Genomic DNA, 15,089 nt, shown 5'->3' with positions numbered 1-15,089 from the left:
TCCGAACAGAGAAGTCAAGCCCGCCAGAGCCGATGGTACTGCGGTAAAACGTGGGAGAGTAGGTCGGTGCCCAATCTTAAATCAAGCCCTTGCTGGTAACAGTCAAGGGCTTTTTTGTGCCTTGAAGGTTTTGGGCATTGCTATAACATATAAGTTTCTGATCATACAATGAGATGTGAAAACAAAAAGCCTCAGTTAATAGCTGAGGCTTTTTGTTTTTAAAAAGTTTGAGGTGTACCCGGCTTTGCTAATGATAATCTTGTGTCCCGTATTATTTACTCTTTGTGATCAGCGTAGGGCTTCATAAATCTCCGCGCTCAATAACCCACTTCCACCACCATAATGCTGTACTATCTTAATATCAGGTTTATTGGCCCTAAAGTAAGCGCACAGATCCTGTTCTGATTGTTCTTCGATGCCACCGCCCAGTAATACCAGGGCAAATTCCTGCGTTTTAAAAGCACTGATAGCTTCTTCGTCAGTTATACAACCTGTAGCATTCCATGCCGGGTTATTATTTACCAGGCGTATCACCGTTTGTAATATCTCCGGGTGCCTTCCTATCACTAATATTTGTGTTTGGTTCATTGTTTTAATTCTTATCAGCAGTGTAATAATTCGTTATTACCTTGCCCGGCACCTCTCTTTCTGCCAAAGGCAAAAAAGAGAGGGCGAACAAAGCTCTATCAATCATCATTAAAAAATTCAAAATTTCATAGGAACGTCTATCAGCAAAAACTCGGCTTCTGTAAGTGCGGTTATTTTAAACTGATCGGTGTCCCAAATACCTAATGCGTCGCGGCTATTTAATAGCTGTCCGTTTATTTCAACCTCACCGCTCAATACAAAAGCATAAACGCCGTTACCTTGTTTCTTGATGGTATATTCGGTATCGATACCTTTATCAAATTTACCCAAATGAAACCAGGCATCCTGGTGTATCCATACACCTGCATCATCGGGGTTGGGTGATAATACTTGTTGTAGCTTGTTGTGCCTGTCGGCCAGATTTAAGGTAAGCTGATCATACCGGGGCTCTACATTTCTTTTATTGGGATATATCCATATCTGTAAAAACTTTGCCCGGCTTTCCCTGTCGTTATTGTATTCGCTGTGGTAAATGCCGGTACCGGCACTCATGGCCTGTATATCACCATTTTTGATCACCGCCACATTGTTCATGCTATCTTTGTGTTCCAGACCGCCTTCTAATGGTATGGAAATGATCTCCATATTATCATGCGGGTGTTTTCCAAAGCCCATGCCGGCATCTACCGTATCGTCGTTCAATACGCGTAATGCGCCGAATTGCATCCGGTCGGGATTATAATAACCGGCGAAACTGAATGATTGATAGCTGCTTAACCAACCATGGTTAGCGTGACCGCGGGTTTCTGCTTTATGTAAAATGGTTTGTGCCATGATGTTTACCTTTTTGTTTATATAACAAATTTAAGGCAATGGCAATGATGCACACTTGATGTAGATTAAGAAATGAACACGAATTAACACAACCAAAAACGAATTACACGAATTTATGAGGACAAACTTCATGATTTGTACCAATTTCGTGTAATTCGAAGAAATTCATGCTAATTAGTGTCTCTTATTTCGCATGCGGCTAAAAAATTCAGGAGTAACACCAATGTATGATGCAATCTGTTTTAGCGGCAAATGATCTATTAGGGTAGGATACCGTTTGCAAAAATTGTTGTAACGTTCTTCTGCGGTCAGGCTCAAGCCATCAATTAACCTTTGCTGACTGGCAACTAATGAGTTCTCGGTCAGTATCCTGAAAAAATGCTCGAACTTGGGTATTTGCTGATAGAGTTTCTCCTGATTGGCTTTGGACAGCAGCAATACCTCCGTGTCTTCCAATGCTTCGATATTCAGGATACCGGGCTTTTGCGAAAGCAGGCTGTACATATCAGCGATCCACCAATCGGGTGGGGCAAAGCTCAGGACATGTTCAATGCCGCCTTTATCAACGGTATAACCCCTTAAACAGCCAGAAGTAACAAAGGCCGAATGTTTACATATATCACCATCAGTAAGCAAAAACTGTTTCCGTTTTATTTTTTTGCTTTGTAAATAGGCAATAAAGATATCCTGTTCATCGGGTGTGAGATGAATGTGCTTGGCAAGATTATCCAGTATAAGCTGAAATGACATACGCAAAAATGGATTTAATTTTTATAAAATGTAAATTAGCTTTCATCAATCAATGATTTAGCCCTGTCCCTCATGCCAAAATAAAGGTATGTTATGCTGATAAGCCGCATTTATAAATTAAAAATTATTGATAAGATTGTGAATACCTTGAGATATTATGTCCCGGGAGAATTTGCAAACAATGTAAACCGATGTGCATTTCCAATTAGTGCATGCAGCAATTGTTAATAAATAGCCTTATGATGAAGAATTATGCTTTAGTAGTCTGGATGTTTGTTCTTGTTACATCATCTGCATTTGGGCAGCAAAAATTTAATGGCCTCGATGTCAATCTCGGAAACATTTATCGTTTGTCTGATGCCAAAACCCGGTCGATAAGTCCGGAGAATTTTAACGGCGAAAAAGGTAAAGGCGGCATGGCCACAACCGGAACCGGCGCCAATGCCTCCCGCGATCTGGGACAAACCTGGAAAGTGAGCCCAAGTGTTATTATCAAAAAAGGAACTACTTATACCGTTGCTGAAATTGATGGCCAGGGTGCTATCCAGCATATCTGGATGACCCCAACCGGGAACTGGCGCTATTCCATACTTCGTTTTTATTGGGACGATGAAACTACCCCATCTGTAGAAGTACCCGTTGGTGATTTCTTTTGTATGGGCTGGGGTAAATATGCACCGCTGCAATCGCTGGCTGTTGCGGTTAATCCGGGCAGTGCTTTTAACTGCTACTGGCCTATGCCTTTCAGAAAAAAATGCCGTATCACCATGGAAAACATCGACGACCGCGACATGGTGCTTTATTACCAGGTCGACTATACACTCACTCAAGTACCCGAAGATGCTGCCTATTTTCATGCGCAGTTTCGGAGGGTAAATCCATTACCCTATAAAAAGGACTATGTTTTGGTTGATAGTATTCAAGGCAAAGGCCAATATGTGGGTACTTACCTGGCCTATGGTTCCAACAAGAATGGCTGGTGGGGCGAAGGCGAGATCAAATTTTTTATGGATGGCGATACCAAATTCCCTACGATAAACGGTACGGGAACTGAAGATTATTTCTGCGGATCATATGATTTTGATACCCATCATAAAGATGCCAACGGTAAAGAAGAAGATAAAACTGAGTACACCGAATTTTGCAGTCCGTACAGCGGCCTGCACCAAGTGATCAGGGGTGATGGTCATTATAATATAACACAGCGTTTTGGCTTATACCGCTGGCACATTGCCGACCCTATACGATTTGAGAAAAGCTTAAAGGTTACCATACAGGCCCTGGGCTGGCGGCATGATGGGCGATATATGCCTTTGCAGGATGATATCGCTTCCACCGTTTTCTGGTATCAAAGTGGCCCGCATGGCCCTTTCCCTAAGTTCCCCTCACGGGATGAATTAGAAGTTAATTAATGTTATTGTATATATATCTACCTCATGAAATTATATAAAATAGCAAAAGGCATCTTACTGGAACATAACAACTCCGCTTACATTATTGATGATGAATGGGACAGTCTCATCAACCGTGATGACCTGGCTGGATATCTGCAATCAATATCTGCTGATACCACTCCGATAAGTGCCGAAGTAAGGGACGAACACCTAAATGGAAAAATATTACCACCCATTGGCAGCCAGGAAGTTTGGGCCGCCGGCGTTACCTATTTAAAAAGCAGGGATGCCCGCATGGAAGAATCGGAAAGCTCTGGCGGGGCGACTTTGTATGATAAGGTTTATGATGCCCCGCGTCCCGAGCTGTTTTTTAAAGCCATAGCGCAGCGGGTTTCGGGAACCGGAGCAGAAGTTTATATCCGTAAAGACTCGGAATGGAACGTGCCCGAACCGGAACTTACTTTATTTATCAACTCCAAAGGAAACATACAAGGTTATACCATTGGTAATGATATGAGCTCGCGAAGTATTGAAGGCGAAAACGCTTTGTATCTGCCGCAGGCAAAAATATACGAAAAGAGTGCTGCGCTTGGCCCATGTTTGCTGGTAGCAACTGAACCGATAGCAGGGGAATCAGATATTAAGATGCTTATTAAACGTAATGGCGAAGTCGCTTACCAGGATGCCACCACCGTATCACGGATGAAACGATCCTTAACCGAACTGACCGGCTATTTATATAGTGAATGTGATTTTCCTGTAGGGGCTTTTTTGATGACAGGAACCTGCCTGGTGCCGCCACCTACCTTTACTCTGCAACCGGGTGATGTGGTTGAAATCACCATCGATGGTATCGGTATGCTGGTGAATACCATCACTTTAAATCCAAAACATAAATAAGCATTGTATGAAAGTCGTTAAAATTGTATTCTTTGCTTTATGGGTAGTTGTTTTAAATGCATGCAATCTACAAACAGCGCCGCCCTTAGCTGCCAAAGGCACTTTTGCTTACGACCTGCAGTTTTTAAAAGCAAAGGATAGTCTAGTTGTTTTAAAGAGCGATGATGGTAAAGGGCAGATTATCGTTTCGCCCAAATACCAGGCTAAAGTATTTACATCAACCGCTGATGGCTTAAATGGTAAAAGCTTTGGCTGGATAAAATACGAAACTTTTAGTGCCAAACAATTGGACGCCCATATGAATGCTTATGGCGGTGAAGACCGCTTATGGCTTGGCCCCGAAGGCGGTCGGTTTTCCTTGTTTTTTAAGCCGGGCACCAAAATGGAGTTCGATAACTGGAATACCCCGCCGGCTATCGACAATGAAAGCTGGGACCTGGTTTCATCAACCGGTAAAAAAGCTAGTCTCACAAAAAACACCAGCATACAAAATTATGCGGGTACAACATTATCCATCAAACTACAGCGCGATATTGAAATATTAGAACCCGCAGCTATCAAGCAAATGTTGGGGATCGATGATTTGGATAGTACAGTCAAATCTGTGGGTTTTACTACGTTAAACACCATTACCAACAGCGGCACTACCGCCTGGGATAAAACAGCAGGAGCGCCCTGCTTGTGGAGCCTGGATATGTTTACCCCTTCGCCCAAAACGGTAATTATTGTGCCTTATAAAGAGGATGCTACAGGTAAGGTAGCCACTACCAATTATTTTGGTGAGATACCTAAAGACAGGATAGTATACAACAACGGAACCTTATTATTTAAGGCCGATGGCAAATCGCGCGGTAAACTGGGGATTCCGCCAAACCGGGCCAAAAACAGGATAGGCAGTTATGATGCTGCGAATAATGTTTTAACTATTGTACTTTTTGATCTGGACGATAAAGGCGATTATTTAAACCAGGAATGGAAACCGGACACAGCACCCTTTACCGGTGATGCTGTTAACGCCTATAATGACGGCCAGTTGGCAAATGGCAGCCAGATGGGCCCCTTTTACGAATTGGAAAGCGTATCGCCAGCGGCATTTTTAAAGCCCGGCGAAAAATTGTCGCACAAACATAGTGTATTCCATTTTATGGGCGATATAAATGCCCTGGATAAGATAGCGTTGAAAACACTTGGTTTCTCGCTTCATGATAAAACCCACAACATTTAAACAAACATTCAAAACCTAATTATTAAACCCATTACAACCACCCGATGACCAAGAACAACAATCTGTTTGCCGTAGCCCTGATCACCTCCCTGTTTTTTATATGGGGCTTTGCGCTCAATCTTAATCCTATCCTTATCCCGCACTTGAAAAAGGCCTGCCAACTGAGCGACCTGCAATCGTCATTAGTTGATTCGGCCTCTTATATAGCCTATTTCTTATTACCTATACCCGCTGCTCAGTTCATGAAACGCTACGGTTATAAAGGTGGCATATTGTTAGGGCTAATCTTATTTTCGGTGGGGGCATTTTTGTTTTATCCGGCTTCTATTGTTCGTAATTACGCTTTTTTCCTGGGCGCGCTATTCATCATATTTTCGGGAGCAGCTTTTTTAGAGACAGCCGCAAACCCCTATATTACCGCCCTCGGCGATCCGGATGGAGCTACGCAGCGCATCAACTTTGCGCAATCATTTAATGGTTTGGCGGCAGTTCTGGCTCCGCTTGTTGGTGGTGTGGTTATTCTATCGGGCAAAACTTTAACAGCAGCGCAGGAAGCGGCTATGCCACCGGCGCAATTAAATGATTATTTAAACAAAGAAGCCTCATCGGTACAAACACCTTTTATTATCATTGGTGTGGGCGTACTCATTGTAGCTATACTTTTATACAGAACACACTTACCGCAGATAGTTGAAGAAGGCGAGGGAATGGAGCATCATGAAAGTCTGTCGCTTTTTCAAAGGATGAGTTCCCTCTTTAAAGAAAAGAATTTACGGTTTGGCGTAATTGCACAATTCTTTTACGTAGGTGCGCAAGCCTGTGTGGGTAGTTTTTTCATCCGTTTCTCTGAACGCGTTGCGGGGATGGATGAAAAATCGGCAGCCTATTATTTAACGGCAGGCATGTTCGCGTTTTTGGCAGGCAGGGCTATCGGTACATTTTTAATGACATTTATTAATCCTGTAAAACTGCTGGCCATTTTTGGTATCACCAATGTAATACTGATTGTGGTATCTGTTTTTCTGCATGGCAAGTTCCCGGTATTTGCGTTGATAGGTGTTGAGTTTTTTATGTCGATCATGTTTCCTACCATTTTCTCCTTAAGCATCCGGGGATTGGGTGCCAAAACAAAGGAAGGCTCGTCATTGGTGATCATGGCTATTGTGGGCGGGGCTGTTTTTCCTCCCATCATGGGGCGCTTGTCCGACTTAACCAACATACAAATAGCCTACCTGGTACCGGCAGCCTGCTTTTTGTTTGTGTTTTATTTTGCCATAAAAAATCTGAAAGTAAAAGAGGTGAAACTTTCCGTTTCCCATTGATCAATATTGGATAATTATAATATATAAAGATGAATTTAGAACTCACTGATAAGGTAATTATAGTAACCGGTGGTGCAAAAGGCATTGGTGAAGGGATTGTAAAAGTGTTGGCCAGCGAAGGCGCTATACCAGTCATCGTAGGCCGGGTAGAGGCTGATAACCTGAAGGCGGTACAGGCGGTAGAGGCAGCGGGAGGCAGAGCTTTCCAGGTAGTAGCTGAATTGACAGATCCCGCAGCAAGCGAGAGCGCTATTAAGGCTGTGGTTGCCCAGTTCGGCCGTATTGATGGTCTGGTGAATAATGCCGGTGTAAATGATGGTATAGGTTTAGAGAGTGGTGATTACGAAGGCTTTATGGCTTCGTTGCATAAAAACGTTGTGCATTATTATTTGATGGCGCATCATGCTTTACCCGAACTAAAAAAATCAAAAGGAGCGATACTGAATATCACCTCCAAAACGGCAGATACCGGCCAGGGTCATACCTCTGGTTACGCGGCATCAAACGGGGGGCGCAACGCCTTAACCCGCGAATGGGCCGTTGAATTGTTAAAATACGGCATCAGGGTTAACGCCATAGTGGTAGCTGAATGCTGGACTCCACTATATGCCAACTGGATAAAAACACTCCCGGATCCGGATGGTAAATTGCGCGAGATTGAATCCAAGATACCATTAGGTAACCGCATGACCACCGCCGAAGAAATTGCCAGTACCACAGCATTTTTATTATCACCACGCTCAAGCCATACCACCGGGCAGCTTATTTACGTAGATGGTGGCTATGTGCATCTGGATAGGGCATTAGCCAACGCCTGATTAATAAATATAGGAATTGTTTTCAACTAAAAAGCCATACGCAAATAGCGTATGGCTTTGTTTGTTTACCACAAGTTGCGGCAAACTAATTGTATAATGTTCAGGTTGGTTGCATTTTGGTTAAGCTAAAGCGTAAAGGCCTTCAAATATATCTGAGCGTACTCGCCCCAGTTTTTCATTACGGAGGATAGTGTTGTATTCAGGGATTTATTATTTACCGCTTTGCCCTTTTTAGGTGGTGCCAGGGCCTTATCCTCAATCGGTACGTCGGTCACTTTGGTTGCAAACCAGGTAACGTTTTCATGAGGCAGTGCCACACCTAATATCATCCCTGGCAAGCCGTTAAATAATTCAGGTCCGCCTGATAGGGGGATCTCATCCGTATAAAAAGCCACAACATAAATAGAATCAAGTACCAGGGCATTAGCGCGGCGACAAGTATAGCCTGCAATTTCTCGGGTTTCGCTGGTGATTTTCCAATTGATCTTCCGGGTACTGTCTTTTACCAGGAAGGTTTCTTCAAATACCTTTTTCTGATTGGTAACCGTACTGGCAGACAGATCGGTAAAAACAGTATTTACTTGTCCGGCCATGGGGCTGTCGCTAAAAAAACCTCCGGTAGTGGTTTCGGGTTCAATAGGCGTATACAGGGTTTTGTTGCTGCCAAAAGTTAAAGTGCTTTTTAGCGCTTTGAATTGCTTTTGTGTTTTTTTATAAGAATCAAAGGCCGGGCGCAGAAAGCTTTCATTATCCTTAGTGATCTGTTTTTCGAAAAGGGCATACATGTTTATCGTTTTTTCAAACGTAATGGTACCATTTTCGGTAAAGTGTTTGTTTTGAGCAAACAGCCTGTCGCTGCCAAAAGCTAACAATATGGTGATGGTTAGTATGATGTATTTCATGTGATTATTTTTTAGGTGCGCCACCGCCCATGTGATTAAAATCCCAAACAAGCGAAAGCATAAAGTATCTTTTTATAGCGGTGTACCGTTCCTGGGTAAGCAGATTGCCCGATCCTGTGCGGTTATAACCGACGTTCTGATTCAGGAGGTCATTACCTGATATGGATAGTTTGAGGCTTTCGTCCTTCATAAATGATTTGGTGATACTGGCATTCAGGGTAGTGCGCCTGAAATCTTCGCTAACGGATTGTGTAGCCGCGTTATATTGATAATTAGCGTCGGTACCTATCTGGAACTTGGCTGGCAGATAAACGTTAAAGCCCGCGTAGCCATTAAACCCGCTCCCGTTGTTATTGATCAGTGGTTGTAACGATTGGGAGTTTACCGTATAGGTTGGGCCTGCACCGGCCCAAAAATCATATTTCTTTTGCTTGTATTTTGACAGCCTGAAGCTGGCAGAGTAGGTGTATACTTTGGTTTCGTTGAGCTGATTTTTAGCCAATTGATTACTTGAAAGGTTAAAATAATTGCTGCCGTTCATGTTTAAACCAAGACCTGCATTAATATCAACTTTGGGTATTTTTTGATCAAAGTAGGCGTTAAAATACATGTTAGAGGTTTGGTGCCCTTTAAGGTTTGATGATTGATAAGTACTTACCCCGGTTGCATCATCGGTAGTTACGTTGCTTACAATGGGGTTAATGGTACGCGAATAAGAGCCGCTTATCCAGACGGATTGCCCGCTGATAACCTTGTAAGAGTTGTAGCTGGCACTGATGCGGTTGGTAAACGATGGTTTAAGATCGGGATTGCCCAGTGTTATGTTTAGTGGATCGGTATTTACCCTTACCGGCTGTATCTGGTCAATAGAGGGTTGTGAGGTATTACCATTATAGTTTATCCGGAACGATTGCTGTTGCGAAAATTTGTATTGAAAACTGGCCTGCGGGTACCAGTTCACAAAGTTGCGGGTAAGGGTATTGTTGGTAAACTCATCTATCTGTTTAAAATTCACGGTAGATACCTTGGAGCCGAAATTAATGATCACTTTTTTCTTTTTATAATTGAATATGGCCCCAAGTTGGTTTGATAGCTGATTTAACTTAAAATTATTGCTCAGCGTGTCGTCCAGTATAGTATAATTCCCCGAAGCATCCTTGTCAAATGAGCGCCTGTCTGACCGCCCGTTGTTGATATTGATACCATAATTTACTACCAGTGCCAGCGCTTTGGTAAAAGGCTCAGAATAAGTGATATTGGTATTCAGGATAGAGCTTTCGCTTAACCCTGTTTTATACTGGTCAATTTTCTGGGTAGTGTTCTGCTTGCCAAAGAAATCGGTTTCTGATTTTAAAAAGCCGTTTGTTTTATTTTGATTATATGCCTCAGTAACATTTATGGAAAAGCTGCGGCCCACTTTTTTGAATTTCTTATTATAAAATACACTGGCATTCAATATTTTTTGATCACCATTATTAATAACGCCCCTGGTGTTCTTATTCAGCAAAGTATCATTGCGCAAGCTGGTAGTATTATAATCACTATTGGTAATGGAACTTTTGGTAGTACCATCAACAGATACTTTAAGGTTGGATGAGGTATCTATCTTTAATTGATAAGTAGCATCCAGCTTTTGCCTGAACATATGATTATGGAAGGTTTGGTCGCTACTGCTGTTTAAAGCAATTCCCGGTTGATTGTTAACCCCCGGCAGGTTATTTTGGGTTTGCGTGTTGCGGGTACCATCAACATTTAAAGATCCTATTTTATAATTAGTATTGATCGATTCTTTGTCGCTGTTCCATTTGGTATCATAATGAGCGCCTCCTGAGCGGGCAAGGGGAATACCCTGGCCATTGTACTGGCCGCTAAATGAATCCAATCCATCATCACCGCCACCGCCATAAAAATAGATCTCGCCACCATCGCCAAATTCTAAACCGCCGCCAGAGCTGCCGTATTTTGAATTATCTTCCCAACCTAAACCTGTTTTACCCGTATTGCCGATAGTTCCATAAAGCGAAAACTTTTGCTTACCCTTAAACCGGTTAAACATCAATTGTTCCTGATAATATTTATCGGTACCGCCTTCGGCATCTATCTTGCCGAAGTAGCCATTTTTCTTATCCTCCTTTAGTTTTATATTGATGGTTTTGTTTTTTACGCCATCGTCGATGCCGGTAAATGCGGCCTGATCGCTCTTTTTATCGTATAGCTGCACCTTATCAACCATATCGGCACGCAGGTTTTTGGTAACCAAAGTAGGGTCATCCCCAAAAAACTCTTCCCCATCAACCAATACTTTGCTTACCGTTTGCCCCTGGGCTGTAATTTTGCCATCCTTATCTACCTGTATCCCTGGTAGCTCCTTGAGCAGATCTTCCACCTTAGCGTTGGGCTGCACGGTAAATGCGGCGGCGTTAAATTCGGTAGTATCGCCTTTTATTTTAACGGCTGCTGCTTTAGCCTTAATGATTACTTCGGCAAGCAGCTGGGTTTTCAAGATCATTTTAATGCGACCAAAATCATGCGTGGTGTGTGCTGAATCCAGGGTGAAACGATCTACATAATCGGCGTAGCCAGGATAAGTTACCAGTAATATCAGCTTTCCTTTTTTGAGGTTGTTTATTTCAAAGTTACCATCTTTTACCCGGGTAAATTTTTGAAGAATAGAATCTTTGGCATTTAATACACTAACTGTGGCATTGGTTAGTTTGGAACTGGAGGCGGTATCAGCAACCGAACCTTTAATGGAATAAGTATTTTGCGCGAATACCGAAACCGTACTTAAACAAAGTATTATTATTAGTGCAGGTATTGTGATTTTCATAAGGTTCTTTATGAAAACCAAGGTATAACTAAAACTTTAGTATTCAAAAGGTTTTAACAAATTAACCTGTGAATTTAACATTTATTAACATTTGAGATTATAAGTGATTGATTGTTAATGATATTAAAAGTGAAGTTTTACTCGTAACGCAACGCTTACAGTCCCCTCGGGTCCTCTCTCAGGAAACCTGGAGTGGGTTTACATGTAAACCCACTATATGATGGTATAATTTATTTAATTTCTTGATTTTTAATTATATATAATAATGTTAACCATAAAAAGTGTAAACCATGTAAACCCACTTTTTAACAAACGTTTACTCATATCGCAAGGCTTCAATAGGATCAAGACGGGAAGCTTTTTGTGCAGGATAGTATCCGAAGAAAATGCCGGTAACCGCGCAAACAATAAATGATAATACTACCGATGATTCGGAAACTATAGTTGGCCATGATAGGGTAAGGGTAACTACATTTGATGAAACAATACCCAAAATAACACCAATAATACCACCGGTAATACTGATCAGGATAGCTTCCATTAAAAACTGCAACATGATGTCTTTTCCACGGGCGCCAATAGCCATGCGCAAACCAATTTCACGTGTACGTTCATGCAACGCGCCAATAAGCTGCCAATCTTTGTAATAATTGTATTACCATTATTTATAGTGAATTATATTTCCTGCAACGAAATTTATAAAGCTTGTAGGAACTGAGATGGAAGACAGTAATTCTAATGATCGTATGATTTATAAAAAAGCCAAGCAACAGTACTGTGTTTAGGCCGTCTGTTACTTAAAAAAAGTATATTTTAGCGTTGTTATTTGAACTGGCCGCCCAGGTTGGTTTTTTGTAAACAGATTCCCTGCGATGATAAAAAAAGGTAAAGTTTTAATACTTGATTTAAAGGTATATAAGATCGTATTTCTTTTTATTTTGCTCATGCCAACGCTTAAAAGCCAGGCACAGGGATTGATGTTCAATTCAAACGACGCCCTGATGAGCGAGCGTACTTCTTATACAGTGTTCAGCTCAGATGCGCCTACCTTTCATGATCATTTACGGATGAACTTCGATCTGTCATTATGGGACAATGAACACCTGGGCTATGTTTTTAACATTATTGATGGCCGTAAAAACTCTTACAGTTTAACTTACATTTTTAATCTCGATGGCTCGCCCGCGCTGAACTTTAATATCGACAGCAAAAGCAACAAGATCAAGATCCCGCTTCATTTATCGCAACTGAACAAACGGACCTGGATAAACGTCAAAGTAGATATCGACCTGAAAGCTAATACCGTTGGTTTTTATGTGAACGGGCAATGGTACAAAGCCGGCGGTTTTGGCTTTGATGATAGGATAATGCCGGTTATTACTTTTGGAAAAAATCCGCACTACTCCGATGTTCCTAAAATGGCCGTTAAGAATTTAACCGTTAGCGACGATAGTAAAACCTACACCTTTCCGCTCAATGAGTGGTCTGGTAATGATGTACATGACAATTCCGGCGAAATTCTCGGGCATGTTGATAACCCGGTTTGGCTCATCAATGGCTCTTATTTTTGGGAAAAAAGGACAGCCTTTAGTTTTCATGAAGTGGCCGGGGCTAATTTTAATCCCCAAGATCAATCCTTGCTTGTTTTTAAAAGTGATTCGCTCATTCGTTATGATGTAAAGAGTGGCAGAATATCAGCCAAAGCTTTTCAGAACAAAGCACCCATTCCCTTATTCCTGGGCAAGAGTATCCTAAACACCCGGGAGAATAAATTGTATGCATATGAAGTGTTACGGGCAGCCAAACCCGGTCCGTGTGTGGCCTCGCTCGATCTTAATACCCTGAAGTGGGATGTTGTTGGAAACGCTAATATCAAAGAACAAAGGCACCACCACAATATTTTTTATGATAAAGACCAAAACGACCTTTATCTGTTCGGTGGCTACGGCTCGTTTGCCTATCATAACGATTTTTTTAAGCTCAATAAGCAAACCGATAACTGGGATAAAGTAGTATTCACCGGCGACAGAATCACCCCGCGCTTTTTTTCGGCCAGCAGCCAGGCAAATGAAAACAATGAGGTGTACATATTCGGTGGTTATGGTAACCAGTCGGGTAACCAGATTGTGGGTGGCAGGCACTTTTATGATCTGTACAGGGTTAACCTGAGTAACCACGCTATCAAAAAATGCTGGGAAATAAAACCCAATGAAGAGGATTTTGTACCCACTAATAACCTCATCATTTCTAAAGACGGCCGGTACTTTTACGCCCTTTGCTATCCCCACGAACGACCAAAGACCCAGCTACGTTTATATAAATTCTCTATCAAAGATGGCTCGTACCAGGTTGTCAGCGGAACTATCCCGGTTACATCTGAACGTATTGAGAGTGATATCAACCTGTTTTTTAACCCCTTGCAGGATGAATTCTTTTGCGCTATACAGGAGTTTACAGATCCAAACCGATCGACTATCCGTATCCTGGCACTGGAGTTTCCGCCGGTGAGCCAGCAGGATTATGAACGATCTCAAAAAGCCATCGCGCCAGCCAGCCCGGTTTTTAAGTATGTGATGTTTGGGGTGTTGGCCATCATGACAATCGGCATAGCACTCCTGATGATCAAAAAAAGGAGAGCAAAACAGCCAGCACAAGAGGCCCTTGAAGATGAAGATCCCGCCATGGCCGTTATTAATAAAAAGAACGATGAAAAGCGCGCCAACACCATTTACTTGCTGGGTGAATTTACTGTTTATGATAAGAACAGCCGGGATATCACTTACCTGTTCAGCCCTAAAATAAAGCAGTTGTTTATCCTCCTGTTACTCAACAGCAGGAACGCGACCGGAGTGGTATCCAAAAAAATATCTACCATTTTGTGGCCTGATAAGGATGTAGCAAAAACAAAGAACATCAAAGGGGTTACCATTAATCACCTGCGCAACATTGTTGCCGATATAGAGGGTATCGAACTCACTTTTTTAAACGATACCTATTGCTTTAAGCTGGACGACAACATTTTTTGCGATTACTTTACCGTAACCGGAGCCCTGGAACAAATAATTGGTCCCGACAAGGCTGCTGAGGCAACTATCCTTCAGCATTTTGAGCTTATTGCCCGGGGCGGCCTGCTGCAATATATCCCCGAAACCTGGCTGGATGATATTAAGCTGGGTTACGAAGAAACCCTGATGCCTGTGATATTACCCGAGGTTAAAAAGATATACGAAAGCGGCGATTTTCGCAAGGCGTTGGATATTGCCCGGGTTGTTTTAAATATCGATCCGTTTAATGATACCGCCTTGAAATACAAGCTTAAGGCCCTCCGCCGTATCAAGGGAATAGAGTATGCCCGCAAAGTGTATGACGAGTTTACCGCCGAGTACGAAAAATCGCTGGGTATTAGTTACCAGGTGCCCTTTGATAAGATATGTTCCAACAAAACGGAGCCGCGATAAATAAATTTCGGAATTGAAAATATCGCTCCCCATCAATTTAACATTTCCCGCTTTTAAAACTTTTTAAA

General features: G+C 42.2%; 12 protein-coding genes. 6 read left to right on the top strand and 6 right to left on the bottom strand.

The window, feature by feature from the left end:
• Nucleotides 1-288: 288 nt before the first annotated feature.
• The 3 genes from BLR84_RS28290 to BLR84_RS28280 all read right to left on the bottom strand — a co-directional run bounded on the left by BLR84_RS28290 (nt 289) and on the right by BLR84_RS28280 (nt 2,172).
• Nucleotides 289-588 carry a response regulator gene (locus BLR84_RS28290; protein ID WP_090473613.1) on the bottom strand — a complete coding sequence of 100 codons (300 nt, stop codon included), beginning with the start codon at nt 586-588 and terminating at the stop codon, nt 289-291.
• A 117-nt stretch (nt 589-705) separates the two neighbouring features.
• Nucleotides 706-1,422, bottom strand: a complete 717-nt coding sequence (locus BLR84_RS28285; RefSeq protein ID WP_090473612.1) for a pirin family protein — start codon at nt 1,420-1,422, stop codon at nt 706-708.
• A 174-nt stretch (nt 1,423-1,596) separates the two neighbouring features.
• Nucleotides 1,597-2,172 (bottom strand): Crp/Fnr family transcriptional regulator, encoded by a 576-nt coding sequence (locus BLR84_RS28280; RefSeq protein ID WP_090473611.1) that lies wholly within the window; start codon nt 2,170-2,172, stop codon nt 1,597-1,599.
• 239 nt (nt 2,173-2,411) lie between these two features.
• Between BLR84_RS28280 and BLR84_RS28275 the strand changes: the two genes are divergently transcribed.
• The 5 genes from BLR84_RS28275 to BLR84_RS28255 are packed head-to-tail and all read left to right on the top strand — an operon-like array spanning nt 2,412 to nt 7,831.
• Nucleotides 2,412-3,584, top strand: coding sequence for a glycoside hydrolase family 172 protein (locus tag BLR84_RS28275; RefSeq protein ID WP_255367067.1), 1,173 nt, complete (start codon nt 2,412-2,414; stop codon nt 3,582-3,584).
• Nucleotides 3,585-3,608: 24 nt separating this feature from the next.
• Nucleotides 3,609-4,466 carry a fumarylacetoacetate hydrolase family protein gene (locus BLR84_RS28270; protein ID WP_090473609.1) on the top strand — a complete coding sequence of 286 codons (858 nt, stop codon included), beginning with the start codon at nt 3,609-3,611 and terminating at the stop codon, nt 4,464-4,466.
• A 7-nt stretch (nt 4,467-4,473) separates the two neighbouring features.
• On the top strand, nt 4,474-5,691 hold the full coding sequence (locus BLR84_RS28265; RefSeq protein WP_090473608.1) for a DUF6786 family protein: 1,218 nt from the start codon (nt 4,474-4,476) through the stop codon (nt 5,689-5,691).
• Between the two features lie 44 nt (nt 5,692-5,735).
• On the top strand, nt 5,736-7,013 hold the full coding sequence (gene fucP / locus BLR84_RS28260) for an L-fucose:H+ symporter permease (protein WP_090473607.1): 1,278 nt from the start codon (nt 5,736-5,738) through the stop codon (nt 7,011-7,013).
• 29 nt (nt 7,014-7,042) lie between these two features.
• The gene (locus BLR84_RS28255) at nt 7,043-7,831 is read left to right on the top strand and encodes an SDR family oxidoreductase (protein WP_090473606.1); all 789 of its coding nucleotides are present in this window, start codon (nt 7,043-7,045) and stop codon (nt 7,829-7,831) included.
• Nucleotides 7,832-7,956: 125 nt separating this feature from the next.
• On the opposite strand, the gene BLR84_RS28250 is transcribed toward BLR84_RS28255, so the two are convergent.
• From BLR84_RS28250 to BLR84_RS28240, 3 genes are all read right to left on the bottom strand, one after another.
• A complete protein-coding gene (locus BLR84_RS28250) occupies nt 7,957-8,733 on the bottom strand; it encodes a GLPGLI family protein (protein WP_090473605.1) in 777 nt (258 codons plus the stop codon).
• Nucleotides 8,734-8,737: 4 nt separating this feature from the next.
• Nucleotides 8,738-11,563 carry an outer membrane beta-barrel family protein gene (locus BLR84_RS28245; RefSeq protein ID WP_090473604.1) on the bottom strand — a complete coding sequence of 942 codons (2,826 nt, stop codon included), beginning with the start codon at nt 11,561-11,563 and terminating at the stop codon, nt 8,738-8,740.
• A gap of 316 nt (nt 11,564-11,879) precedes the next feature.
• A complete protein-coding gene (locus BLR84_RS28240; RefSeq protein ID WP_255367066.1) occupies nt 11,880-12,182 on the bottom strand; it encodes an ABC transporter permease in 303 nt (100 codons plus the stop codon).
• Nucleotides 12,183-12,507: 325 nt separating this feature from the next.
• Between BLR84_RS28240 and BLR84_RS28235 the strand changes: the two genes are divergently transcribed.
• Complete coding sequence (locus BLR84_RS28235) at nt 12,508-15,021, top strand: Kelch repeat-containing protein (protein ID WP_143014015.1); 2,514 nt, start codon at nt 12,508-12,510, stop codon at nt 15,019-15,021.
• The last annotated feature ends 68 nt before the right edge of the window (nt 15,022-15,089 follow it).

Source organism: Mucilaginibacter sp. OK268 (assembly GCF_900103125.1).
Lineage (GTDB): Bacteria > Bacteroidota > Bacteroidia > Sphingobacteriales > Sphingobacteriaceae > Mucilaginibacter.
This window is presented reverse-complemented; position numbering and strand designations above follow the sequence as displayed.

Excerpts from the sequence above, each read along its gene's own strand:
- BLR84_RS28290 (WP_090473613.1), bottom strand. The coding sequence starts at position 588 with ATGAACCAAACACAAATATTAGTGATAGGAAGGCACCCGGAGATATTA.
- BLR84_RS28285 (WP_090473612.1), bottom strand. The coding sequence starts at position 1,422 with ATGGCACAAACCATTTTACATAAAGCAGAAACCCGCGGTCACGCTAAC.
- BLR84_RS28280 (WP_090473611.1), bottom strand. The coding sequence starts at position 2,172 with ATGTCATTTCAGCTTATACTGGATAATCTTGCCAAGCACATTCATCTC.
- BLR84_RS28275 (WP_255367067.1), top strand. The coding sequence starts at position 2,412 with ATGATGAAGAATTATGCTTTAGTAGTCTGGATGTTTGTTCTTGTTACA.
- BLR84_RS28270 (WP_090473609.1), top strand. The coding sequence starts at position 3,609 with ATGAAATTATATAAAATAGCAAAAGGCATCTTACTGGAACATAACAAC.
- BLR84_RS28265 (WP_090473608.1), top strand. The coding sequence starts at position 4,474 with ATGAAAGTCGTTAAAATTGTATTCTTTGCTTTATGGGTAGTTGTTTTA.
- fucP (WP_090473607.1), top strand. The coding sequence starts at position 5,736 with ATGACCAAGAACAACAATCTGTTTGCCGTAGCCCTGATCACCTCCCTG.
- BLR84_RS28255 (WP_090473606.1), top strand. The coding sequence starts at position 7,043 with ATGAATTTAGAACTCACTGATAAGGTAATTATAGTAACCGGTGGTGCA.
- BLR84_RS28250 (WP_090473605.1), bottom strand. The coding sequence starts at position 8,733 with ATGAAATACATCATACTAACCATCACCATATTGTTAGCTTTTGGCAGC.
- BLR84_RS28245 (WP_090473604.1), bottom strand. The coding sequence starts at position 11,563 with ATGAAAATCACAATACCTGCACTAATAATAATACTTTGTTTAAGTACG.
- BLR84_RS28235 (WP_143014015.1), top strand. The coding sequence starts at position 12,508 with ATGCCAACGCTTAAAAGCCAGGCACAGGGATTGATGTTCAATTCAAAC.